The organism is Oceanobacillus sojae, from assembly GCF_007991515.1.
Classification (GTDB): Bacteria; Bacillota; Bacilli; order Bacillales; family Amphibacillaceae; genus Oceanobacillus; species Oceanobacillus sojae.
Genome location: NZ_BJYM01000008.1, coordinates 35,746 through 59,421, shown reverse-complemented (window position 1 = coordinate 59,421; position 23,676 = coordinate 35,746). Strand labels below are relative to the sequence as shown.

At 37.8% G+C, this 23,676-nt stretch carries 28 protein-coding genes; 2 read left to right on the top strand and 26 right to left on the bottom strand.

Features of this window, described 5'->3' with window-relative positions; genetic code table 11:
• Positions 1–28: 28 nt before the first annotated feature.
• Both OSO01_RS10630 and OSO01_RS10625 read right to left on the bottom strand, forming a co-directional pair.
• Positions 29–262, bottom strand: coding sequence for a DUF896 domain-containing protein (locus tag OSO01_RS10630; RefSeq protein ID WP_147210414.1), 234 nt, complete (start codon positions 260–262; stop codon positions 29–31).
• Positions 263–330: 68 nt separating this feature from the next.
• Positions 331–981 carry a YneB family resolvase-like protein gene (locus OSO01_RS10625; protein ID WP_147210413.1) on the bottom strand — a complete coding sequence of 217 codons (651 nt, stop codon included), beginning with the start codon at positions 979–981 and terminating at the stop codon, positions 331–333.
• Positions 982–1,458: 477 nt separating this feature from the next.
• On the opposite strand from OSO01_RS10625, the gene lexA reads away from it, so the two are divergent.
• A complete protein-coding gene (gene lexA / locus OSO01_RS10620; RefSeq protein WP_147210412.1) occupies positions 1,459–2,079 on the top strand; it encodes a transcriptional repressor LexA in 621 nt (206 codons plus the stop codon).
• Between the two features lie 170 nt (positions 2,080–2,249).
• Positions 2,250–2,513, top strand: coding sequence for a hypothetical protein (locus tag OSO01_RS10615; protein WP_147210411.1), 264 nt, complete (start codon positions 2,250–2,252; stop codon positions 2,511–2,513).
• Positions 2,514–2,730: 217 nt separating this feature from the next.
• Here OSO01_RS10615 and spo0A read toward each other — a convergent pair whose 3' ends face one another.
• From spo0A to OSO01_RS10495, 24 genes are all read right to left on the bottom strand, one after another.
• A complete protein-coding gene (gene spo0A, locus OSO01_RS10610; RefSeq protein WP_077601363.1) occupies positions 2,731–3,513 on the bottom strand; it encodes a sporulation transcription factor Spo0A in 783 nt (260 codons plus the stop codon).
• Positions 3,514–3,897: 384 nt separating this feature from the next.
• Complete coding sequence (gene spoIVB, locus OSO01_RS10605; RefSeq protein WP_186813630.1) at positions 3,898–5,088, bottom strand: SpoIVB peptidase; 1,191 nt, start codon at positions 5,086–5,088, stop codon at positions 3,898–3,900.
• Between the two features lie 247 nt (positions 5,089–5,335).
• A complete protein-coding gene (gene recN / locus OSO01_RS10600; RefSeq protein ID WP_147210409.1) occupies positions 5,336–7,030 on the bottom strand; it encodes a DNA repair protein RecN in 1,695 nt (564 codons plus the stop codon).
• A 317-nt stretch (positions 7,031–7,347) separates the two neighbouring features.
• Positions 7,348–7,797, bottom strand: coding sequence for a transcriptional regulator AhrC/ArgR (gene ahrC, locus OSO01_RS10595; RefSeq protein ID WP_077601359.1), 450 nt, complete (start codon positions 7,795–7,797; stop codon positions 7,348–7,350).
• A 40-nt stretch (positions 7,798–7,837) separates the two neighbouring features.
• Positions 7,838–8,644 carry a TlyA family RNA methyltransferase gene (locus OSO01_RS10590; RefSeq protein WP_147210408.1) on the bottom strand — a complete coding sequence of 269 codons (807 nt, stop codon included), beginning with the start codon at positions 8,642–8,644 and terminating at the stop codon, positions 7,838–7,840.
• A 106-nt stretch (positions 8,645–8,750) separates the two neighbouring features.
• A complete protein-coding gene (locus OSO01_RS10585; protein ID WP_147210407.1) occupies positions 8,751–9,635 on the bottom strand; it encodes a polyprenyl synthetase family protein in 885 nt (294 codons plus the stop codon).
• A 4-nt stretch (positions 9,636–9,639) separates the two neighbouring features.
• Positions 9,640–9,882, bottom strand: a complete 243-nt coding sequence (locus tag OSO01_RS10580) for an exodeoxyribonuclease VII small subunit (RefSeq protein ID WP_371863293.1) — start codon at positions 9,880–9,882, stop codon at positions 9,640–9,642.
• A complete protein-coding gene (gene xseA, locus OSO01_RS10575) occupies positions 9,860–11,230 on the bottom strand; it encodes an exodeoxyribonuclease VII large subunit (RefSeq protein ID WP_147210405.1) in 1,371 nt (456 codons plus the stop codon). The genes OSO01_RS10580 and xseA overlap by 23 nt, the downstream gene beginning before the upstream one ends.
• On the bottom strand, positions 11,227–12,081 hold the full coding sequence (folD, locus tag OSO01_RS10570) for a bifunctional methylenetetrahydrofolate dehydrogenase/methenyltetrahydrofolate cyclohydrolase FolD (protein WP_147210404.1): 855 nt from the start codon (positions 12,079–12,081) through the stop codon (positions 11,227–11,229). The genes xseA and folD overlap by 4 nt, the downstream gene beginning before the upstream one ends.
• Positions 12,082–12,093: 12 nt before the next feature.
• A complete protein-coding gene (gene nusB, locus OSO01_RS10565) occupies positions 12,094–12,474 on the bottom strand; it encodes a transcription antitermination factor NusB (protein WP_147210403.1) in 381 nt (126 codons plus the stop codon).
• Between the two features lie 272 nt (positions 12,475–12,746).
• Complete coding sequence (locus OSO01_RS10560) at positions 12,747–13,130, bottom strand: Asp23/Gls24 family envelope stress response protein (protein WP_147210402.1); 384 nt, start codon at positions 13,128–13,130, stop codon at positions 12,747–12,749.
• 12 nt (positions 13,131–13,142) lie between these two features.
• Positions 13,143–14,516, bottom strand: a complete 1,374-nt coding sequence (gene accC, locus OSO01_RS10555; RefSeq protein WP_147210401.1) for an acetyl-CoA carboxylase biotin carboxylase subunit — start codon at positions 14,514–14,516, stop codon at positions 13,143–13,145.
• Between the two features lie 13 nt (positions 14,517–14,529).
• A complete protein-coding gene (accB, locus tag OSO01_RS10550) occupies positions 14,530–15,021 on the bottom strand; it encodes an acetyl-CoA carboxylase biotin carboxyl carrier protein (protein ID WP_147210400.1) in 492 nt (163 codons plus the stop codon).
• Between the two features lie 405 nt (positions 15,022–15,426).
• On the bottom strand, positions 15,427–15,657 hold the full coding sequence (locus tag OSO01_RS10545; RefSeq protein WP_186813629.1) for a hypothetical protein: 231 nt from the start codon (positions 15,655–15,657) through the stop codon (positions 15,427–15,429).
• A gap of 421 nt (positions 15,658–16,078) precedes the next feature.
• Positions 16,079–16,633 (bottom strand): SpoIIIAH-like family protein, encoded by a 555-nt coding sequence (locus OSO01_RS10540; RefSeq protein WP_147210398.1) that lies wholly within the window; start codon positions 16,631–16,633, stop codon positions 16,079–16,081.
• A gap of 13 nt (positions 16,634–16,646) precedes the next feature.
• Positions 16,647–17,285: a stage III sporulation protein AG gene (gene spoIIIAG / locus OSO01_RS10535; RefSeq protein ID WP_147210397.1), complete on the bottom strand. Its 639-nt coding sequence runs from the start codon at positions 17,283–17,285 to the stop codon at positions 16,647–16,649.
• Positions 17,282–17,911 carry a stage III sporulation protein AF gene (spoIIIAF, locus tag OSO01_RS10530; RefSeq protein WP_246145123.1) on the bottom strand — a complete coding sequence of 210 codons (630 nt, stop codon included), beginning with the start codon at positions 17,909–17,911 and terminating at the stop codon, positions 17,282–17,284. Before spoIIIAF ends, spoIIIAG begins: the two co-directional genes overlap by 4 nt.
• 2 nt (positions 17,912–17,913) lie before the next feature.
• Positions 17,914–19,128: a stage III sporulation protein AE gene (gene spoIIIAE, locus OSO01_RS10525; RefSeq protein WP_246145132.1), complete on the bottom strand. Its 1,215-nt coding sequence runs from the start codon at positions 19,126–19,128 to the stop codon at positions 17,914–17,916.
• Positions 19,129–19,174: 46 nt separating this feature from the next.
• Positions 19,175–19,567 carry a stage III sporulation protein AD gene (gene spoIIIAD, locus OSO01_RS10520; RefSeq protein ID WP_147210395.1) on the bottom strand — a complete coding sequence of 131 codons (393 nt, stop codon included), beginning with the start codon at positions 19,565–19,567 and terminating at the stop codon, positions 19,175–19,177.
• Positions 19,568–19,578: 11 nt separating this feature from the next.
• A complete protein-coding gene (gene spoIIIAC, locus OSO01_RS10515) occupies positions 19,579–19,779 on the bottom strand; it encodes a stage III sporulation protein AC (RefSeq protein ID WP_042534715.1) in 201 nt (66 codons plus the stop codon).
• 547 nt (positions 19,780–20,326) lie between these two features.
• Positions 20,327–20,845: a stage III sporulation protein SpoIIIAB gene (gene spoIIIAB / locus OSO01_RS10510; protein ID WP_246145122.1), complete on the bottom strand. Its 519-nt coding sequence runs from the start codon at positions 20,843–20,845 to the stop codon at positions 20,327–20,329.
• On the bottom strand, positions 20,808–21,764 hold the full coding sequence (gene spoIIIAA, locus OSO01_RS10505; RefSeq protein WP_246145121.1) for a stage III sporulation protein AA: 957 nt from the start codon (positions 21,762–21,764) through the stop codon (positions 20,808–20,810). Before spoIIIAA ends, spoIIIAB begins: the two co-directional genes overlap by 38 nt.
• A gap of 221 nt (positions 21,765–21,985) precedes the next feature.
• Entirely contained in the window at positions 21,986–22,543 is a 558-nt protein-coding gene (gene efp / locus OSO01_RS10500; protein ID WP_147210393.1) for an elongation factor P, read from the bottom strand.
• A gap of 18 nt (positions 22,544–22,561) precedes the next feature.
• Positions 22,562–23,623, bottom strand: coding sequence for a M24 family metallopeptidase (locus OSO01_RS10495; protein WP_147210392.1), 1,062 nt, complete (start codon positions 23,621–23,623; stop codon positions 22,562–22,564).
• Positions 23,624–23,676: the final 53 nt, after the last annotated feature.

Sequence of the window (23,676 nt, the reverse complement as noted above, 5' to 3'; positions counted from 1 at the left end):
GCTAAGTCAATATGAAGAATGTGAAGAATTAGTGTTTTTTACTGCGTTCCTGATAATCACGAAGCTTTTGCGGGGTAACATCATTACCTTCCGGATCAACTACTGTCATCCCTTTCAGATGATTTTTAAAAGAGCCTCGTACATTTGCTAAATACTCTTTACGTAATGTTTGCTGCTCATTTTTTTCTTCCTCTGTTAATCCTTCATTTTTTGCTTTATTGGCTAAAATATTAATTCTATCTAATTTATCTTTAGACAACATATAACTTGTCCCTCCTTCTACTAAAAAAACAGGAGATAAACTTCCTGTTCTTCTATCTTACGCTACGATTAATTTTCATTCAAGGAATTGATATACTCCTGATAACGCCGGTGGATTGTAGCTTTTGATGCATTAAAGCCAAGACCGTTTAAAACCGTAGTGATTTCGTGAAACGTTAATTTATTCTGACGAAGCCGGACAATCTCTTCTATTGGAATTTCAGTACGCTCTCTTCCCGGAGACTGATTGATATGATTTAAATTTTTTTGAGGTTTATATCCATTTGATACAGCGCGGCGCATCCCCCGTTTTATTTTCATATTATGTAGTTTACGCTGATATTCTTCCACTATACCGACAATATTTAGCACCATTGAGTCAGCTTCATTTATCTCCAGTCTCCCCTCATGTGTAATTGTATAAATAGGGATATCCATTTTCCGCAGCTGATGAAATAAAGCAATTTTAGTATTTCCTCTACCTAATCTTGTCTCGTCTTGAATACAAAGACAATCAGCTTCTTGATGTGAAAAATAATCAAGAAGCTGAAAAATACCATCTCTATCTATGTCATAGCCGCTGGCCTTTTCCTCAATGCAATCCACAATAGTAAAATTTAATTTTCCAGCCAGTACTGTTAACTCTTCATATTGTCTTTGAAGTGATGTTTCCTGTGTTTCTTTCTCAGTACTTACCCGACAATAAATTATTGTTCTCAATATTTTATCCTCCAATAGCAAAGCCCTCTTTTTCTCATCTCTTAAGTAAAATGCATCTTTAAGAATACGTTCATAAGTCTAATAAAAATAAAACAGAAAATTTATTCATACTTTTAGAACAAGCACTTTAAACAATTTATTTTACCAACACTGCAAATTTTATTTACTCTCTAAAAAATATGCAAGGAAATTGGCCATACGGGCTAAAATATTTAAGCAGTAGTAACCATCATCGTATATAAAAATAATAATGCAATAATAAAAGCCACAATATAAAATGCATCTGATTTCATTAGTTTTTCAAACATATAAAAAACTCCCTTCAGTATTTTATAAGGTCCCGGAACAGTTGTTCTGATACTAGTATATTTAGAACAGTTGTTCTTGTCAATACTTTTTCAGAACATTTGTTTGTAAAATTATTATTTAAGTGCTATACTGTGAATAACAAATACCTATGCTAGAGGGGAGAAAGTCATGACAAAACTATCAAAAAGACAACAGATGATTTTTGACTTTATTAAAGAACAAGTAGAGCAAAAAGGGTATCCGCCTTCTGTTCGTGAAATCGCTGTTGCTGTAGGATTAGCTTCAAGCTCTACCGTTCATGGCCACTTAGAAAGGCTGGAGAACAAAGGATATATACGAAGAGATCCAACAAAGCCCCGCGCCATTGAGATTATGTATGAGAATGAAAACGAAGCACCCAGAGACAAAGCTATTTATGTACCTGTAATCGGAAAAGTTACTGCAGGAATCCCTATTACAGCAATTGAAAACATTGAAGAATTCATTCCTGTTCCAAGCTCCTCAGCCGGGCCGGAGGATAATCTGTTTATACTTGTAATTGATGGAGAAAGTATGATTGAGGCAGGTATTTTAGACAATGATATGGTTATTGTCAAACAGCAAAGTTCCGCAGATAATGGCGATATCGTTGTAGCAATGACCGAGGATAACGAAGCTACTGTTAAACGTTTTTTTAAAGAAAAGAATCGTTTTCGCCTGCAGCCGGAAAATGCAACAATGGAACCACTTTATTATGAAAATGTTTCTATCTTGGGTAAGGTTATCGGATTATACCGTAATATTCACTAAAAAAAGTGTATTCATACAAGCTGAGAACATTTTGTCTCGAAGTCGTATAATTCCTAAAAAAGGTTAACGGACACATTTTAAAATGTGCCCGTTAACCTTTTTTTCTAACATAAAATTAGTCTGATCCTAATATGCTTTAAATAAAGTACAAGTTCAAGGAGTGTATAAAATTGACTGAAACGATGAAAAAGAAACGTTGGCTTTATTTTCCGATTATTATAATCAGCTTTGTTCTGGGAATTATCTATTTAACGAAGGTTGCTGACTACTTAACACTGCCATTTTTATCAACTCTTTTACTTATTGTGACTTTTTTAGAAGTCTATCCAGGCAAGAACTATTTTTCCAAAACTAATCTAATAAAAATTATTTCTGCTCTTTTGCTTGTAGCACTTGCTTTATGGTATCAGATTACTGTTTTTATTCTCGGCTAAATCAAATCAACAAAACGTTTAATACGGTCTTTTTTTACATTTCAAAAATCTGATGCTTACCATTCCTTATGTTAATCAAAAATAAGTAATATACCAACTTTTTCGAATATAAAAAATAGAGCTGTTTTAAATATTTACATTTAGTATATAAAACAGTACGACTCTTTACATCGGGTAAAAAAATGATGCCGACTGTTTAACACCTGCCACCGTATTGTTATGACACCTTATGTTCCAAACGTAATCTGTCAGCCACCATTGCAATGAATTCACTATTTGTCGGCTTAGCTTTTGAAATATTGATGGTGTAGCCAAATAGAGCCGAAATGGAATCTATATTTCCTCTGCTCCAGGCAACTTCTATCGCATGGCGTATAGCTCTTTCCACCCGTGAAGCAGTTGTATTGAACTTTTTCGCAATATCAGGGTAAAGTACTTTTGTAATAGACCCTAAAAGCTCAATGTCATTATAAACCATCGTAATTGCCTCTCTTAAGTACATATATCCTTTAATATGTGCAGGTACACCAATTTCATGAATAATATTTGTTATATTCGCTTCCAAATCTTGTTTTTTCCTGTTTTCTGTATTCGTTTTATTTACATTTGACACTCTTGGAATGCTGCTGCCCTGAACCTGCAAGATTTGGTCAGCCAGATTCTGTATGTCAAATGGCTTCAGAATAAAATAAGAAGCTCCTAAATCTACAGCTTTCTTCATTACTTCTTCTTGGCCAAAAGCAGTCAGCATAATAATATGGGGTTTTTTATTTAAATCCATTTTTTTAATTTCATTTAATACGGCAATACCGTCCATATGGGGCATGATTATATCTAATACCAATACATCTGGATTCTTCTCTTCAATTAGCGGGATGCAATCCCTACCGTTTAAGGCTGTTCCAACTATTTCAATTTCTTCCTGTTCCCCAAAAAAATCCTCCATTAATTGAATTAACTCACGATTATCATCAACAAAACATACAGATATTTTACTCACTAAAAAATCCTCCTTTTGCTTTTTATGCACCTATTACATATTCTACAAAAAATATAAATATCCTCTTTAAAATCAAAAAACTTTTGATTTATTTCGATTTTCTTAAGTATTCTCTGTTTTTCTTTGTTTTTCACCAACTTTCGACACGATTTTTAATCTTTTTTGTATACGTTTTCATTATATCAGATAGTAATTGGATATAAAACACCTGTATCCATACACTGTACGCAACTTTAATCTTTATAATACTAACTCAACTTTCGCACCTGAGAATAAGCATTTATACCTTCCTATTCTATGATGAGCAGTTTATTTTTTAAGCCGCAAAAATTGAGATACTAATCAAAAAATACTTGTAATGGCAATCACCATTACAAGTATTTTTTAAGCTGCATTCTGATTAGACTCAGGTTTGATAATGCCGGCGTCCTCAAGCATCCATTCGATATGAACACCATAACCCGAGGTCGGGTCATTAACAAACACATGTGTTACTGCGCCAATAATTTTGCCATTTTGAATAATTGGACTGCCGCTCATCCCCTGTACAATCCCGCCTGTTAACTCTAACAATCGAGGATCAGTGATCTGAATAACCATTCCTTTTGTTGATGCTGATTTTTGAGGAACACTGCTGATAATTTCAATATCAAATTCTTCAATTTTTTCCCCATCAACTACTGTAAGAATTTTTGCAGGACCTTCTTTGACTTCATGAGATAACGCAACAGGAAATGCTTCTTCATATTTTTCATGATTTACTTCCTTCTCTAATATCCCAAATATGCCGTAATCCGTATTTTTTGTTATATTACCAATTCTTTTTTCCTGTGTTTGAAAGGAGGCTTGTTTTTCTCCCGGTAAACCATTATCGCCCTTTTCAATAGCTGTTACAGAAGAATGAATAATGGATCCTTGTTTAATATCAATCGGCTTCTTTGTATCCATATCTGAGATAACATGCCCTAAAGCACCATACCGGCCTGATTTCGGATCATAAAACGTCATTGTGCCAATCCCTGCAGCAGTATCTCTAATATATAACCCGATTTTATAAGCTTTTTCTTTTTTATCAAAAATCGGCTGTAAACTGGTTTCGATCATTTTATCTCCGCGTTTCAGTTTGATCTGCAGCTTTTTATTCTCTTTACCGCTATTATCAACAATCGGTTTAATATCTGTCATATGGTTAATCTTTTGGCCGTTTATTTCAACAATTGTGTCACCAACATTTATTTTAGCAGCTTCTCCCGGAGATTTTGCTCCTTCTGACACTTTTACCTGATGATGGCCTACAACCAGAACTCCTTTTGTCTCCAGTTGAACTCCAATCGATTGTCCCCCCGGCACTACTTTCACATCCTCCAGACGCTGATATTGCTCCTTATTGTTCTCTTTTGAGCTCTCCTTCTTATTTAAAAAGGGAATGATCGGGGAGTCTTGGAAAACTTCTTTATATCCTTGTAGGGATGTATCTGCGTGGATAAAGGAAGGAAAAAGAAAAAACAACATAAAAAAAAGTGATAACAGCGAGCATATTTTATATTTTAAATTGCTCTTGCTTGGTTTACTCATAAATCGTCTCCTCCTCATACAAAAAATATTATCTTTCTGTACATATACTTTTTGCAATTGGAGGGCAGTTTAAACTGGAACAACCTATGTGATATGTGTATCTTTTCCTATAAAAATATAGATAAACTAACGTATAGTGTTGTTGTTCTAAAGATGCAAAAGGACATGTTATTAACGAAATTTGTAAGTACAGGAAAAAGAAAAAACCGGTACGTTTATTGTCCGGTTTTTTTTCGTTTTTATCCCTTTAATTTGATTTTTTAAAACGGCCTGCCAATACTAACATTTCCTTCGCATGTTCTTTTGCAGTATCTGTTAATTTTGTTCCTGTAATCATGCGGCTTAATTCCTCAATAAGCTCTTTATCATTTAATTCAATAACAGAAGTAAAGGTACGATTCGACTTTTCTTTTTTCTGGATAAATTTATGTGTATCTGCCATCGCAGCAACCTGCGGAAGATGAGTAATACATAAAACCTGTGATTCAAGAGATATTTCATGAATTTTTTCAGCAATCGCCTGCGCAACTCTTCCGCTGACACCTGTATCCACTTCATCAAAAATAACACTCGTAATTCCCTGATGCTTTGAGAAGATTTTCTTTAAAGCAAGCATAATCCTGGATAACTCTCCACCTGAAGCAATTTTTGTTAGATCCTTTAATGGTTCTCCGACATTCGTTGAAATTCGGAACAATATTTTATCATATCCGTTCAATTTCAGTTTCCGCTGCGCAGAATCTTCAAAATCAATGGAGAAGGTTGTTTTTTCTAAATAAAGATCCTTTAACTCCATGTGAATATCATGCGTTAACTGTTCAGCAGCCTGCTTTCGTAAATGATGCAGCTGGTCTGCTTCTAATAATGCATCTTTTTCAAGCTCGTCAATTTCTGTCACCAGTGTATTTAAATGTGATTCCCTGTTTGTAATCTGCTCGATTTCTTCTTCTACACGGCCTAGATAGTCTAACATTTCTTCCACAGTCGGACCGTATTTCCTTTTTAGTCTGTTCAGTTCATCCATGCGCTGTTCAATCTCATTAAGCCGTTCTGGATTGTATTGCAGCTGATCGAGGTAATTACGGATATCATAAGTAATCTCTTCCAGCATATAATAATGGTTAGACATACTATCTAATTTTTCAGCAATAAAAGGGTCTAAATCCGCACTATCCTGTAGCGATATTTGCGCCTGGCTGATTAAATCTAATCCGTGCTGCTCACCATATAATGAAAAATAAGCATCGGAAAGTGATTTATGTATTTTTTCATAATTAGCAAGCTGGTTACGTTCTTCCTCCAGATCCGTATCTTCTTGAGGGACAAGCTGTGCTTCTGTTAATTCCTGCTGCTGAAATTGAAGCAGATCCAGACGCTGAGCCATCTCCTGCTCATTGTCATTCAAACTGCGGTACTTCTTCTTCAGATTTTCCAGACGGTAATAAATATCCTGATAATCCTTTTTCGCTTCTTTCATTGCATCTCCCAGATAAAGATCTAAAAAGTCAATGTGCTGCTCATTATCCATCAACGATTGTGTCTCATGCTGGCTATGGATATCAATCAATGTCTTTCCAAATTCTCTGAGAATGGCTAATGTCACTAATTTACTGTTTACACGGCAGATGCTTTTTCCTGAGGCCGTAATCGTCCGTTGGAGCACAATTTGTTCATCACTAATTTCAATCCCGTATGCTTTACCAACTTGATAAATAGGATGCTTTTTATGATCGATAAAAAATAATCCTTCAATCTCCGCTTTATTCGATTCATGTCTGACAAAGTCCACTGATCCCCGTGCTCCAGCTAATAATTGGATAGCATCAATAATAATTGATTTCCCAGCTCCCGTTTCCCCAGTCAATACAGTAAGTCCTTCCTGAAAGCTTAAGGATAATTCTTCAATAATCGCAAAGTTTTTTATAGATAATTCTGTTAACAAGCTCCTCACCCCAACTAAACAATTTTAAAGTGTGCGTTCAAAAAGTACGATAAAAAGGACCAAGAAGTTCAAGGCGGTGCATCTTTGAGGAACGCAGCGTATGCTTTAAGATACGCGAGTAGCGCTTTTGATGGGACGAGTAATCGCAAAAGCCCTTCGATGGGGCGAGTAATTGCAGTCCCAGTCCCACCGGAAAAGTAAGCCAATGTACTTTCGCAGGATGTGATGACTTCTACGTTGCCCACAGGACGTGGGCGCTCTTAGTAGAAGCTCCTTTTCCCAATGTGTCATTTTTGTTGGGCTTTTTAAACATCCTCTTAAAGCATCCCGATTAACCGATTTTTAATTTCTTCCGCATGTTCCGGAGTCCGGCAAATAATTAAGCAAGTATCGTCACCGCAAATCGTCCCCATAATCTCTTCCCAATCCAGGTTATCAATTAAAACACCGACTGCATGTGCATTGCCGGGAAGTGTTTTTAGAATAATAAAATGACTTGCATTCTCTATTTTGACAAATGTATCTACAATTAACCGCTGCAGCTTTTGCAGTGGATTAAAACGCTGATCTGCCGGCAGGCTGTACTTATACTGTCCTGTATTTGTCGGAACCTTTACCAATTGCAGCTCTTTAATATCACGTGATATCGTTGCCTGCGTTACGTTATAGCCGAGATTTTTCAAAGCATCAACAAGCTCATCCTGTGTTTCAATAATATTTTCAGTAATCAATTCACGAATTTTAATGTGACGTTGTATTTTACTCAAGTATAAATCCCTCCTTTTAATAAAGCTTACCTGAGATTTATTAAACCAGTGCCTGTTGTGCATCTTTAACAACTTGTTCTAAATTAATGTCTTTTGGCATTTCTTTATTCATCCATCTAAAATGTGCTAAAAATTCAATATTCCCCTCAGTCCCTTTAATAGGTGAATAAGTCAAATCCACTAAAGTAAATGAAACATCAGCCGCATAATTTACTGTTTTTTCTAGAACCTCCAAATGAATAGAAGGTTCTCTGACAATTCCTTTCGCACCAACCTGGTCTTTAAAAGCTTCAAATTGGGGTTTTATCAAGGCAATAATGTCATTTTTTTCATTTAGCAATGTGGCCAGGACCGGGAAAATATGCTTTAAAGAAATAAAAGATACATCAATAGAAGCTACCTCAGGAAAACCGGATGTTAATATATCTGGTGTAACATGCCTGAAATTTGTTCGTTCCATCTCGATAACACGAGGGTCATTGCGAAGCTTCCAGTCTAATTGATTATAACCGACATCAATGGCATAACATTTTTTTGCACCATTTTTCAATGCACAATCCGTAAAACCGCCTGTTGAGGAGCCAATATCCATAAATATTTTATCTGAAACATCCACAGAAAATGATTGAAGAGCTTTTTCAAGTTTATATCCGCCACGGCCAACATACTTTAAACGCTTGTCCTTAATCCGCAATGGCGTCTCAACTGGAAGCAGGCTGCCAGGCTTATCGATACGTTCCTCTCCAGAATAGACCAGTCCTGCCATAACAGCACGTTTTGCTTTCTCAATATCTTCTGCAAGTTCCCTTTCCACCAATAGCTCATCAATTCTTTTCTTTTTCTTCATAGACCTTTTCCTTTTCGTTTTTTTATCCATGTTCAAAGGTTCCACTGAAGCAGAAAGTCCTTTTCCAGGTGTATCATTTTTATTGGGATTTTTCGAATTTTCTATTTTAATGATCTCTTTGACTAAAGTAATCCGTTAATGCTTTTAAAAGTGAATCTTCTGCATCAGCTAACTTTAAGCTTTCATAAGCTTTTTGAACATATTTTTCTTTTTGTTCTATAGCGCCACCCAGCCCTAATAATTTAGGATACGTGCTTTTTTCATTTAATTCATCACTGCCTACCGGCTTACCAAGTTTTTCTTCCTCGCCGGAAACATCAAGAATATCATCCTGAACCTGAAAAATCAGTCCCAGATAATACGCATATTGCTTCAAATAATGTAGCTGTTCATCAGTAGCATTTGCTAAGTATGCTCCTGCAAAAATAGCAAAACGAATGAGTTCGCCCGTTTTTAAAGCATGGATTTCTTCCATTGCTTCTAAAGAAACAGATTGCTTTTCCGCCTCCATATCAAGAATTTGTCCGCCAACCATTCCTTTAGGTCCGCTGCAGACAGCTAATTCTTTGGCCAGGACAATTTTCTCTTCTGAAGTAAGTAATGGATCATCTAAAATCAGCTCAAAGCTGTAGGTTAACAACGCGTCGCCGGCGAGAATAGCTGTGGCTTCATCAAACTTTTTATGATTCGTTAACATACCGCGCCGGTAATCATCATTATCCATTGCCGGCAGGTCATCATGAATAAGTGAATAGGTATGTATCATCTCCAGGGCAATAGCTGATGACATCACTTTTTGAACATCCTGGCCGTATACCTCATAACTTGCCAATAATAAAATTGGACGTAATCTTTTCCCACCGGCATCTAAGGAATAAAGCATGGACTGTTTTAAATTAGCAGGTATCTCAAGCTTATCAAAGCGGCTTGTATATGCTTTTTGAAGTTCTTCACGGTAATATTCCAGATAAGCTTGCAATCGTTTATGCATAATCTTATTTTTCCTCCTCTACATCAAACGGTTCCAGTTCTCCTTGTTCGTTTAAAATATGAACCATTTTTTCCTGTACATTTGTTAATTTCTCATTACACAGCTTAGAAAGCTTCATTCCGTCATGATAATATTCGATTGCCTTTTCAAGGGGAACATCACCTTCTTCCAGCATGGTTACAATGTTTTCCAGTTTCTCCATAGCCTGCTCAAAGGTTAATTCATCATATTTCTTTTCTTCCGCCACTGTCATCGGCCTCCTTTATCTTTTGTACTTCCGCTTGAACATATCCATCTTTCAGCCTTACATCAATTTGGTCGCCCTGATTCACTTCCTTGATGGATTTGATTACATTACCTTCCTGGTTATAACTGATCCCGTAGCCTCGTGCCATAATTGCAAGCGGGTTTACCAGTGCTAATTTATTTATTGCAGTCTGCAGCTCACGTTCTGAGCTTGTAAACAGCTGTTTCATGGATCTGTTCAGCTGTGCTGTTAATTTATTATTATTATCAGCTTCGATTTTTATTTCTTGCTCCGGATGCTGCATACCCAATCTTTTTTTCAAGTGTGTGTAACGGAGCTGTTTCTCTTCCACCCGGTTTTTAAATGACCTGTTAAGAGTATCCAGCATACTATCAAGCTCTTGTTCCTTCTGTGCAATCAGCTGTTTAGGATATTTAAATGCATAGGTTTGGCTTAAACGTTCTAAACGCTTTGAATACATTTGTATATCTGTTCGCATTACCTGAGTCAGACGCTGTACAAAATACGATACTTTATCAAGCTGTTCTGTTTGCGATGGAACAGCCAATTCAGCTGCTCCTGTTGGTGTAGGAGCTCGTAAATCGGCTACAAAATCTGCAATTGTTGTATCCGTTTCATGCCCTACAGCAGATATAACCGGGATGCTCGAATCGTAAATCGCTCTTGCAACTGCTTCTTCATTAAAACTCCATAATTCTTCAATAGATCCACCGCCGCGGCCGACAATCAAGACATCATACTCATCTGGAAATGCGTTTGCATACTGAATAGCTCTTACAATTGAACTGACAGCCTGCGGCCCTTGTACAGATACAGGCAGAACTGTAATCTTCACGGAGGGTGATCTTCTTTCAATCGTTGTCACAATATCACGAACAGCCGCTCCTGTCGGCGAGGTAATAACACCGACATGATTCGGATAGGCAGGAATCTTCTTTTTCTGATCATCAAGAAATAAGCCTTCTATTTGCAATTTTTCTTTCAATTGCTCAAAGGCCTGGTATAGAGCACCGATGCCGTCTGGTTCCATTTCACGGATATAGAGCTGATATTGACCGCTTGCCTCATATACGCTTACCTCTCCACGAATAAGCACACTCATGCCATTTTCTGGACGAAATAATAGCTTGCTGTTATTTGAAGAAAACATAACTGCCTGAATACGGGCATTATCATCTTTAATGGTCATATACATATGCCCGCGGCTATGGTGTTTAAAGTTTGATATTTCCCCACGCAGCCATACCTGACGTAAATGTGGATCCGTATCTATTTTACGTTTCACATATCTGGTCAGGGCAGTAACCGTTAAATAGTTGTCTTTCACTTTTCAGACAATCCTTTTGCTGCTTTAATAGTATTTTTTAAAAGCATCGTAATGGTCATCGGACCGACACCGCGGGGAACAGGAGTAATATATGATGCTTTTTCCTTGGCACTTTCAAATTCTACATCGCCTGTCAGTTTTCCATTATCCATGCGGTTAATTCCAACATCAATAACAACTGCTCCTTCTTTCACATAACTTCCATCAACAGCATGCTCTCTGCCCATTGCAACGACCAGAATGTCTGCTTCAGACGCAATTTCACGGAGGTTCTTCGTACGGGAGTGGCAATATGTAACTGTAGCATTTCTTTCTAACAACAATAATCCCATCGGCTTCCCGACAATATTACTGCGTCCAATAATTACTGCACGCCTTCCTTCTATTTCAATATTTTTAGATTCAAGCATCGTCAGAATTCCAAAAGGTGTGCAGGGTAAAAAGGTTTCTTCTCCATTTACAAGCTTTCCAATATTAATCGGGTGAAAACCGTCCACATCTTTTAAAGGCGAGATAGCATGAATAACCTTTTGTTCATCAATATGGTCAGGCAATGGTAACTGGACAAGAATTCCGTGAACTTCTTTATCATTATTCTGTTTTTCAATAACCTGTAACAGCTCCTGCTCTGATACTGATCCTGGAAGCTCAATCAAGCTGGACGATATCCCCGTCACTTCACAGGCTTTTTCTTTCCCTTTTACGTAAGACTTTGACGCAGGGTTATCTCCTACTAAAATAACAGTCAAATGAGGATGGATACTCTCTTGCTTCAAAGCTTCTACTTCTTGTTTCATCTCTTCTTTCAGCTGGTCGGATAGCTCTTTTCCATTTAATATTTCTGCAGTCATATTTGCTCCCCCTTAAGAAATAACCTTTGATAATACTCCATTGATAAATTTACCGGATTGTTCATCTCCAAATGTATGTGCCAGCTCAATTGCTTCATTAATCGATACATTAGGCGGAATATCCTCCATGTATAATAATTCATAAACTGCCAGCCTTAAAATAGTACGCTCTACTGCTGCTATACGTTCGAGCGACCAATTTTCCAGGTTTCCTGCTATTTTTGAATCAATCGTTTCTTTATAAGTAATTACTCCTTCAATCAGCATAGTCAGGAATACATCTTTCCGTTCTTCTTCCTTCAGTGCTTCCATTGCCAAGCTTATTTCATCTTGATTCATATCTAATTGAAAAAGCGTCTGAAATGCCTTTTCTCTAGCTTTATGTCGGTTCATCACGCAGCTCCTCTACATTCTTTCATTTACTGTTAAAATCATAACACGTTTCCCTTATTTTTGGCTAGGATACAGTATACCCGCTTTTTTTGATAATAATTTAAATCTGATCAGAAAATAAAATAAAACGTGTATACTTCCCCCAACAAAAAGGAAACACAGAATACTAACCTGTGTTCCCCTTTGTTGACCAAATGTATATTTATACATCTTCTTTATTTCATACTTAGAATCGTATGATGAGGCAAGAGTCTAAGGATAATTGTTTTAAACTATACAATCTCCTGATTTTCCATTTGAATACCTGCTACATGAACATTTACTTCTTCAACCTGGATAGATGTCATGGTATAGACATTTTGCTTAATATTAGTCTGCAGCTTTGTTGCTACTTCCGGAATCGATTTTCCAAACTTAAGGATTACATAAATATCAATAATAGCTCCATTATCTGTTAGCTCAACACGTACACCTTTGCCATGTGACTTCTTCCCAAATTTTTCAGCAACACCCGTTGCAAAGTTACCATGCATCGATTTTACGCCATCTACTTCCGTTGCAGCTATTCCTGCAATAACTTCAAGCACTTGCGGTACAATTTGTACGCTGCCTAAGCTGTCATCCTCAAGAATATCTAATAATAATTGATCGCTCATTGCCTTCACTCCTTATTTGCTATCCTCATCTTCCCTTTCCTGGATGATCGGATATTCAGTTAAGAAATTCGTATTGAAGTCTCCCTCTTTAAACACAGGGTGGCTCATAATTTGATATTGGAACGGAATTGTCGTGTGTACTCCCTCAACAACAAATTCTTCTAACGCACGCTTCATACGTTCTACAGCTTCTGCTCTGGTAGGAGCATAAACGATAAGCTTAGCAATCATGGAGTCATAGTATGGCGGAATTCTATAGCCGCTATATGCGCCGGAATCAACCCGAACTCCCAGTCCGCCCGGCGGGAGATACATTTCGATTTCTCCTGCAGAGGGCATGAAATTCTTATAAGGATCTTCTGCATTGATACGGCATTCAATAGAGTGCCCTTCAAGAGTAACCTCTTCCTGGGTAAATGCCAGTTCCTGACCCTCTGCAATACGAATTTGTTCTTTAATTAAATCCACTCCAGTAACCATTTCCGTTACAGGGTGCTCTACCTGAATACGAGTATTCATTTCCATAAAGTAAAATTCTTCTGATTGTCTGTCAAAAATATACTCAATGGTTCCGGCCCCAACGTAATCCACAGCCTGAGCCGCTTTTACAGAAGCCTCTCCCATACGGCTGCGAAGTGTTTCATTAATTGCAGGTGACGGAGATTCTTCCACAAGCTTTTGCAGGCGGCGCTGAATAGAACAATCTCTTTCTCCGAGATGTACGATGTTCCCATGTGTATCAGCCAATACCTGAATTTCCACATGTCTGAAATCTTCTATATATTTTTCAATATAGACACCTGGATTACCAAAGGCTGTTTCAGCTTCTTTTTGTGTCAGCTCCATTCCCTTTATTAATTCTTCCTCTGAACGGGCTACACGAATTCCTTTACCGCCACCGCCGGCAGTTGCTTTAATAATAACAGGATAACCTATTTCATCGGCAATTTGTTTTGCATGGTCAATGCCGTCTACAATTCCCTCTGATCCAGGAACAACAGGAACATCAGCAGATTTCATCGTTTCTTTGGCAACATCCTTGATACCCATTTTTTGAATAGCTTCAGGTGTAGGACCGACAAACGTAACATTGCATTCTCTGCAAATCTCTGCAAAGTCAGCATTTTCTGCCAGGAATCCATATCCCGGATGTATTGCATCCGCCTCCGTTGACAATGCAACACTCATAATATTAGTTATGTTTAAATAGCTGTCCTTACTTAACTTCGGGCCGACACAATATGCTTCATCCGCTAACTCAACATGTAACGATTCCTGGTCTGCTTCAGAATAGATTGCAACCGTCTCAATGCCCATCTCCTTACAGGCGCGGATAATTCGGACAGCTATTTCTCCACGATTGGCAACTAATAGCTTTTTAATCAATTATTCCATCCCCTTACTTCTTCTTTACTCTAAATAACGGCTGGCCATATTCTACAAGCTCACCATTTTCAACTAAAACTTCCACGATTTCTCCATTAGTTTCAGCTTCAATTTCATTAAATAATTTCATCGCTTCCACAATACATACAACCGTGTTTGTATTCACCGCGCTGCCTTTTGTCACAAAAGGATCGCTGTCCGGCGAAGAAGAAGCATAAAATGTCCCAACCATCGGGGAAACAATTTCATAATCATAATCAGCCGAAGCCTGAGGTGTTTCTTCTGCTTTCGTTTCTGTTTGAGCACTTGCTTCAGGCTGCGGTTTTTGAACCGACGGAGCTTGAGGTTCAGCTGTAATTTGAGGCTGTGTTTGAACGGTAGTAGTTACAGAACCTGTATTTTTTTTCATAGCTATTACTGCACCGTTTGCCTCATAGGAAAATTCTGTTAACGATGATTTATCGACCATTTCAATAATTTCTCTAATCTCATCTACTTGTAACATATTGGCACTCCTCGCTTCGATTAAAATCTTTTTTTAGTATTTCATATTGGCTGTTTCATTACCTTCTAATATATTACGATAAAATGAATAAAAACTTCAAGTCTACCGCAAATACTATCTTGTTATTATAACAGTTATAGCCCGATAATGTTGGTTTGAACTATATTTTTAAAACTCAACTTTCGCACCTAAAAAAATAACTTGCTTATCATAGAGACAGGTGTTGATCATTCCTTCCATCTATCTCTTGACATAGCATAAACTCTATCTAGAAAGAAGGTAACATGTAAGGCTACCGCTGCGGCGGACCGTTTTGCTTTCCTAGGGGCACGCTCTTCAGCTAACTTTTGCCAAGAAGAGCACTTGGCAAAAGTGGATCTTCAGATGGTGCTAATCCCTCAGGAGTCAAAACGGTCCGCCTCCGCTGGAAGGGGGCTCTATACTGTTTAGTACAACTGAGTCAATAGAAATTAGACCGGTAAAGAACATATTTTTCATGGTCCATATAAAATGTCCTGTCACGATTATTTTCTGTGTATAAAAGTTATTCCTGATATTTACTATCCATGGCTGTAGCATCACTTCAATTGCCAAATCAACCATTTGAAACACATAAATGATCTTTTTACCAAGCAAAAAGCGATTATTTCATCCAACTCCATCAGAATATGATTTCTGCCATGCGCTGTAGAAACCTAACTGAGCGCAGACCAGCCGCGAAGACTCCTAAGTGGTTCGCAGGCTAAACCCGTGACTCCTGGGGCCTAAGATTACTCACCCCATCGAAAAGAGTTGTTGCAACGTCTGCACTAGTACGTCCTGGGACTGCGATTACTCGCCCCATCGGAAACATTTGTACGTCGGAAAGCGTAGTGGTTGGTTGAAGGCGCTATACACAATCTCCATTTCAATAGAAGGATGATTTAACAAAATGCAAGCAGGATAATAAAGAACATGTTCATCCTGGAATAGGAAGGTATAGATGCTTATTCTCAGGTACGAAAGTTGAGTTAAAAATAAGAAAAACCAGCAGTTCAGGGGCTGCTGGCTTCAGATTTTATTTACCTGTCGGCTGGAAATTAACTTCTGTTACAATATCTCTTCCAAATTCATCACGAACCATCTGCATAATATTTGCTGCTTCTGTATTAGATAATTCTTCTGTTTTCACATGTACATGTACTTTCTCACCATCGGAGCGGACAAGAATATCTTCATATTCTGTAGCAGCCAGAAGTTGTTGCTGAATAAGGTTTTCTTTAACCGATAATTCCTCTAAACTGTCAATTTCCTGCAGTGCTTCATCCTTTTCAGTTGGTGATGCATTTGCTGAAGCCACTACATCTGTTAACTGACTTTTTTTCCTGCTGCGTTCATCCTGGATTTCCATTCGGATGGTTGTAAATAATTCATCACTATCTACATTTTCTATATTCTCCACTTCGATGTCTTCTTCAGATTGCGTTGCCGGTACCGCATCTTCTGTGGCTGTTTCTTGTCCATCATTTACAAAAGCTAAATCATTCCCATTTGACGAAAAAATATAATACACACTTAAAACAACCATCAAGCTTAACATTGTCAGTAACCATACTGTTTGTTTTTTTAACATACATTCTACCTCCTTAATTTTTAGCCATTACTGAAATTTTATGTGAAGGGACATCTAACACTCTTGATACTGCTTCAATTACTTGACTTTTAATAGATTGACTTTCCATCCCTTGTCCAATAATAAATACGCCCCGCACTTCTGGCTGTTTTGTTTGTACAAGTAAAGGGGTTTCCTGATCTCCCTGCCGGTAGAGCACCACCTGATGATCATCTGTCTGATCCTGCACTACTCTGGAACCTCCATTGCGATCCGTTTCATCTGTTGTCTGCTGACCCGTTGTCCGATTTTTTTCATAAACCTGCTCACTGGTTGCCTCTAAATTAATCATTACTTCCGTTTCTGAAATACCATCCATTTGATTCAGCATACTGGCCAGCTGCTCACCCAGCTCATTTTCCAATTCTTTTACTTCTCCATTCATCGACTGAGTTGCTGCTTCTTCAGAAATCTCTATCTGCGTATCATCATAAGGAACCGGCTGCGCCTCTTGTTCTGGCTTCAGCAGGTTACTGATAACCATAATCAGAATTCCCACTAAACCTAAGATGACAATAAACCCGATTTTTTTAGAGGGCTGTTTTTGTTCTTTCCCGGAAACTTCCTCATTACTATTGGCCTGTTTTAAAAAAGAAGTTAGTTTATTTTTCAAAATCCCTCTCCTTCCCAATAGACCGTTATTTCTTTATCTTCAATCTCCCAAAGCTCTCTTAAACTGTTCTCAATCTCCTGAAACGATTCTTCTGCATGCTCTTCCTCCTCGTGGTCCCATTCAATAACAACATCCTCAACCGTATTCATCGCTCCTTCCCCTGGTTCTGATTCTGTTATATAGACAATGACCTCTGTCAGATCCTCATAAGTTAAGGAATCCGTTACAGCAAATTGGAAATCAATAGATGTAATCTCTACGGCAAATTCCTCTTTTAACGATTCCTCTGCTATTTTTTCCAATTCAATAGCCATTTGTTTTAAAATATATGCATCTTGTCCATTTTCTATTTCATTTTTTTCAAAATCTATTTGATTTTCTATCGATGACTGATTATTAAACTGACTCTCAATTCGGTTCATAGAGCTTGATATGGCCGCATTTATGTCCGTATTAAATAAATAAAAAACAGGCTGAAGAAGAATCAAAATTAATATTAAACTAATAGCCAGCCGGACATATTTTTGCAAATGGTTGGCAGGGATAAGCAAATCAATCACAGAAGCCAGAATAATAAATAAAATAATTTGTGTTACCCAATCTGTAAATATTCCGATTCTTATCACCCCTATCGTAGTAAAACGGTTAAATTACTTGCTGCCACAATAATGACAATACCCAGCAGGAACATAAGTGATACAGCCAATAAACAGGCTAAGATAAACAAAATATACGTGCTAACAGTATTCAGGCATTGGACAATAGGTCCGCCGCCGAGGGGCTGCAAAATAGCAGCTGCCAGTTTATAAATAATTGCGATTACTCCCACCTTCAAAGCTGGAAAAGCCACAATAAATAAAATAATAAAAAGACCGATCATGCCGACAGCATTTTTTAAAATAAGTGAAGCGCTGAGGATAGTATCAGCTGCATCTGTAAAGGTTCGTCCTAACACAGGTATAAAATTTCCTGTTACAAATTTTGCTGTCTTTATTGCTACCCCGTCCTGAATTGCTGTTGCAGTACCTTGGACAGAAATAACGCCCAGGAAGATCGTTAAAAAAATCCCCAGACTGCCAACCGCAACATTTCTAAAAAGATTTGCCAAATGAGTAACTTTATAGTGGCTATTTAAACTGCTTATAATAACCAGCATCGCTGAAAGAAACAATAAAGGTAAAATAAAGGTTGAGATAAATACACCGCTAAAGTGAATAAAAAAAATAATAACCGGATGAAAAAAAGAGACAGAAATTACGCTTCCAAAGCTCGCCATCATCCCCAGCACCAGAGGGAGGAGCGCAATCATAAAGCTTTGCATGGTATCAATAGCTTCTTTGGTATAGGAGGTCGCCAAATAAAAACTGTTCAATACAATAAATAACAGGACTAAAAATACAACAAAATAGGCAACCTTGCTGACAGTTGTCTGTTCAAATGCTGACTGAATAGATTGCAGTACAACCGCAAATAATGTCAGCATTAAAAGAGTGCCAAGGAGTTTTCCGTTAATAATCAGTTCATGCAGGAGATACCGTAAAAAATATAACAGGATGTCCTGTATTGATATGCTATCTCCATTTTTTATCCATTCATAGATGCTGATTTTTTGTAAATCAGGTAAGTTATCACCGTATTCCGTTATCAGCTCATCCCAATAGGATTGAATTTCATCTAATGAAATCTCATCTAATAATGTATTTTGAAGCGTTTCCTCTTCTTCTGCGGTAATGGGATCTTCAACCGGGTTATCCTCTGCTGCAGCAACAATTGGAATGCCTTGAACAGCTATAAAAAAAATGAATAACATACATATCGTCTGGAGTAATTTGGCAGGTCTTATACACAATATGGATACTCCCTTTCCTGGCCTCGTTTTCTTTCGCCGGTCAAACATTAGGGATGAAACCGATAATCGCTTCAATGACAGCAGTAATAATCGGGACGGCAAGTAATAAAATAAATATTTTCCCTGCTAATTCAATATACTTTGATACAGAATTCAGACCGGCGTCCTTCGTCAAATGTGCCCCGATTTCTGCAATATAGGATATACCGATGATTTTTAAAATAGTTGTTAAATAAAGTCCCTGAACGTTTGCCTGATCTCCCAGCTTCCGAATTGTTTCAAATATTAACTGAATTTGCTGGATTATGGAGAAAAAAATAACAATACCCGTAATAAGAATAATTAAAAAAGCAATGGAACCGTGTACTTCTTTTAGAAGGATATATAGTAAACTTGCTAAAACGCCTAGAATTGTAATTTGGAGAATATCCATGTCCAATCTCCTTAAAATAGAAATACAGACCTGATCTGCTGAAATAAATCTGACAGCCCGTTAACTACAATGAGCAGAACGAGTATAAAACCAATTAGCGTGGCAAACTGTGCAATTTCTTCTTTCCCCATTTGTTTTAAAATCGTATGGATAAGCGCAACAATAATGCCTATACCAGCAATCTGAAATAGAATTAATGCATCTACAAACATGTCCTTGCCCCTTCCTTCATGCCACAAATTTTCTTTAAAGTACGTGTTCAAAAAGCCCGGTAAATAGAACTTTTTGAAAAAATAAGAAAGTATATAAAAATGCTGAAGAATAGCCGTTCCAACGGTTTTCATGGGACAAGTAATCTTAGCCCCCCAGAAATACACTACGCTTTCCGTGGGCCCCGAGCTCATCTCCTTGATAAAGAAGACTTAGTGATTGGCAAGCCGACAGGCGCAGACATAGCTAAAGCTGCACTTATGCCCTTGGGTGAAAAAAGAAGTGCACTTTTTTCACCCAAGGGGGCATACACGATGTATGTCAGTTCGGTGCCTGAGACAGGACGTCGCGAACTTAACTGAACTTACTCTGCATATTCCCCCACGAGTCTCCGTGTATTTCTTCTTCGGTGGGACTACGATTACTCGTCCCACCGAAGAGCTTTTGCGATTACTCGCCCCATCAAAAACCGTCGTAGCGGACACCTCCTCGGCAAGAACACCAGTATTTTATAGTCCAAGTGATTTTCTTGTTTTTCTTAACATCTTCTTAAATAAACAAAAGTGCCAGAAAGATACCACATAAAAGGCCTAATACATTTGACAGCCTTCCATAGGTATTAAAACGTTCTGTGGCATTTTTCCATTGCTCTTCCAAATAGAGATTCGTTAATTTTAAATGCTTTTGCTGCTGCTCAATATCATGCTGGCCAAGTGTTCTGCCAAATTGAATCAATATCTCCATCTCACTTTTTTGCAGCGAGGATTGTCCGATTAATTTTTGGATACATTCTTCCCATATCTCATCGAAATCCTTTTCTTTATTTTTCAATGCGTCAGCCAGCTCTTGATAAAACATAGCTATTGGATTTGGTAATTTCTTCGCAATAATTTGAAATGCTTCCTGTAATGGAACCTGGCTGTATACCATTTCTGCCTCTAATATCTGAAGCGACTGTAAAAATAATTGAATATGCTTTGGACGCTGTTTTAACGCTCTTCCCCATTCCCATCCAAGAGCCGTAGACATACTAATTAAAAGTAGTACGCCAATCCATTTCAATTTCACCACCTCTTTGCCTGGTGCTGATCTGCTTACCATCTCTGTCAAAAGCATGAATAAGCCTACCAATCCTTTTTCCTTGTCCCAGAAGTAAAAATCGTTCAAAAATAGATTCCTGTAATATTTTTTTCATGGTTGGACGGCGGAATAAGTCAGCTATATCATTCGCATGTATCGTACAAATAACCTTCACTCCTGCCTGTGATGCCTCTATAATCGCTTCAACATCCTTTTCCGCACCTATTTCATCAACTACAAGAATATCGGGGGATAAGGTGCGAATAGCCATCATCATTCCTTCTGCTTTCGGACAAGCATCTAAAACATCTGTACGCATTCCTATATCATGTTGTGGAACCCCGCGGATAGATGCTGCTATTTCCGAACGTTCATCAATAATCGTTACTTTTTTTGAGCGGTTCGAATGAGAACCGCTGGCTATCTGCCTGCAGATATCTCGTATTATCGTTGTTTTTCCAGACTGCGGTGCACCGAGAATCATTGTATGATGATAAGCGCCGTCATAAATATAAGGCATCAGAGCATCTGCACATCCTTTTTTTTGCTTGGCAATACGGATATTAAAAAAAGATACCGGTTGAATCGCTTTTACTTTTTGATCCGAAGTTATAATTCCTCCTGCAATACCAACACGATGCCCGCCCTCTATCGTAATGAAGCCATTACGCAGCTCTTCCTCCATCCGATATAATGAATATTCACTCAGCTGATTTAAAATATATACAGCCTCTTTCTTTGTAGGTAATGGCTTGTCCAGCCAGCGAACAGACGAATCAAAAATAAACTCTATTTTTTGATGAACACGCACCCGGATTTCTTGGAGCTGTAGCCATTGATCACCTGCTAAGTCTTCTATCGCTGTTTGCAAATTTGGTGGAAAAAGCCGCAAAATCTCATGCATCATAAAACCCCGCTTTTTTGAAAAATACATAATCAGCTTGTTTTACTTAGAGATATATGATTTTAAAATGAAATTATGCCCCCCGGGGCTGGAACCAAATGATGCTCTTTGTAAAGAAAGCTTTATGTTACGGAGAAATGTTGAAGGAGAATACAACTGCTATTTTTTTCGCAAAAAAAAAGCAGCTTGCTTTATATAAGCAAACTGCTTGTACTATTTAAAATTTATGCTCTGGAAACATATTTTCCATCTGCTGTATTAATAACGAGAACGTCACCTTCATTAATAAAGAACGGGACTTGTACAGTATGTCCAGTTTCTAATGTAGCCGGTTTTGAACCGCCGCTTGCTGTATCACCTTTAATCCCCGGCTCTGTTTCTGTTACTTGAAGCTCAACGTTGTTTGGAAGATCAACACCGATAATTTCGCCTTGGTAGGTCACAACAGAAACTTCCATATTCTCTTTAATAAATTTCAATTGATCTTTAATTTGATTCTCAGGAATTTCAATTTGTTCATAAGTAGCTGTATCCATAAATGCATGAGAATCACCGGAAGCATATAAATACTGCATTTTGTTATTCTCAATATGTGCTTTGCCTACTTTTTCACCGCCACGGAATGTTTTTTCCTGAATATTTCCATTACGCAGATTACGAAGCTTAGAACGGACAAAAGCCGCACCTTTACCAGGCTTTACATGCTGGAATTCAAGAACCTGCCAAATATCATTGTCCACTTCAATTGTTAAGCCTGTTTTAAAATCATTTACTGAAATCATGTTTTTTCCTCCTATACCTTATAGCTGTATAAATTCTTTGGGAGCAAACGTCAGCCGCTCATTACCACTATCTGTAATAACAATATCATCCTCGATACGACAGCCGCCTAATCCCGGAACGTAAATTCCCGGTTCTACCGTAACTACCATACCCGTTTTTAAAACTGCTTCAGACCGGGATGATAATCCAGGGCCCTCATGTACTTCCATTCCTAAAGCGTGACCTGTTGAATGACCGAAACGTTCGCCAAATCCTTTTTCCGTAATATAATCCCGGGTTAAAGCATCTGCCTCTTTCCCGGTCATACCTGGTTTAGTTCCTTTTACTCCACGAAGGTTCGCCTCTAATACTATATCATAAATTTCGCGTAACTCTACAGAAATTTCTCCTACAGCTACCGTTCTTGTAATATCAGAGCAATACCCATCATATAATGCACCATAATCCAGTGTCACAAGCTCACCTTCCTGGATTTTTTTTGTTGATGCAACACCATGCGGCAGAGCAGAACGCAAGCCTGAAGCAACAATTGTATCGAAGCTTGAGGAGGTTGCTCCCTGTCTGCGCATAAAAAATTCCAGTTCATTCGAAATTTCAATTTCCGGCACACCAGGCTGGATAAATGATTGAATATGCGCAAATGCATCATCTGCAATTTTTGCAGCTTTTTTCATAACCGCTAATTCATCATCTGTTTTAATCATACGCAATGCTTCAATAATTCCTTCTACGGGAACTAATTCTTGAGAAAATTGATGTTGATATGTTTCAAATTGACTATAAGTCGTATAATTTTTCTCAAAAGCCAATTTCTTTACGCCCAGCTTGTCTATTTGATTCGCGATTTCTTGATTCATACCATGTTTATGTTCCACAATTTCAAATGCTTCTGCCTGTTCAGCAGCTTGCTCTGTATAACGAAAATCCGTAATAAATATTGCTTTATCTGCTGTAACCAATGCCGTTCCGGCTGTTCCAGTAAAATTAGTAATGTAACGTCTGTTATAAGGACTGTCAACAATTATTGCATCAACTTTATTCTCTTCTAATTTTTCACGTAAGCGATCAATTTTCGTCAAAAAACTTCATCCTCTCCAAAATCTCAAGTTTCATAAGTAATTTTATCATATAT

Bases quoted from the DNA above. Each gene is read 5' to 3' on its own strand.
- accB (WP_147210400.1), bottom strand. From the start codon at position 15,021: ATGTTACAAGTAGATGAGATTAGAGAAATTATTGAAATGGTCGATAAA.
- OSO01_RS10585 (WP_147210407.1), bottom strand. From the start codon at position 9,635: ATGCATAAACGATTGCAAGCTTATCTGGAATATTACCGTGAAGAACTT.
- spoIVB (WP_186813630.1), bottom strand. From the start codon at position 5,088: ATGAGTAAACCAAGCAAGAGCAATTTAAAATATAAAATATGCTCGCTG.
- spoIIIAA (WP_246145121.1), bottom strand. From the start codon at position 21,764: ATGATGCATGAGATTTTGCGGCTTTTTCCACCAAATTTGCAAACAGCG.
- OSO01_RS10630 (WP_147210414.1), bottom strand. From the start codon at position 262: ATGTTGTCTAAAGATAAATTAGATAGAATTAATATTTTAGCCAATAAA.
- spoIIIAC (WP_042534715.1), bottom strand. From the start codon at position 19,779: ATGTTTGTAGATGCATTAATTCTATTTCAGATTGCTGGTATAGGCATT.
- lexA (WP_147210412.1), top strand. From the start codon at position 1,459: ATGACAAAACTATCAAAAAGACAACAGATGATTTTTGACTTTATTAAA.
- OSO01_RS10590 (WP_147210408.1), bottom strand. From the start codon at position 8,644: ATGAAGAAAAAGAAAAGAATTGATGAGCTATTGGTGGAAAGGGAACTT.
- folD (WP_147210404.1), bottom strand. From the start codon at position 12,081: ATGACTGCAGAAATATTAAATGGAAAAGAGCTATCCGACCAGCTGAAA.
- efp (WP_147210393.1), bottom strand. From the start codon at position 22,543: ATGATTTCAGTAAATGATTTTAAAACAGGCTTAACAATTGAAGTGGAC.
- nusB (WP_147210403.1), bottom strand. From the start codon at position 12,474: ATGAACCGACATAAAGCTAGAGAAAAGGCATTTCAGACGCTTTTTCAA.
- spoIIIAD (WP_147210395.1), bottom strand. From the start codon at position 19,567: ATGGATATTCTCCAAATTACAATTCTAGGCGTTTTAGCAAGTTTACTA.
- OSO01_RS10540 (WP_147210398.1), bottom strand. From the start codon at position 16,633: ATGTTAAAAAAACAAACAGTATGGTTACTGACAATGTTAAGCTTGATG.
- OSO01_RS10560 (WP_147210402.1), bottom strand. From the start codon at position 13,130: ATGAGCGATCAATTATTATTAGATATTCTTGAGGATGACAGCTTAGGC.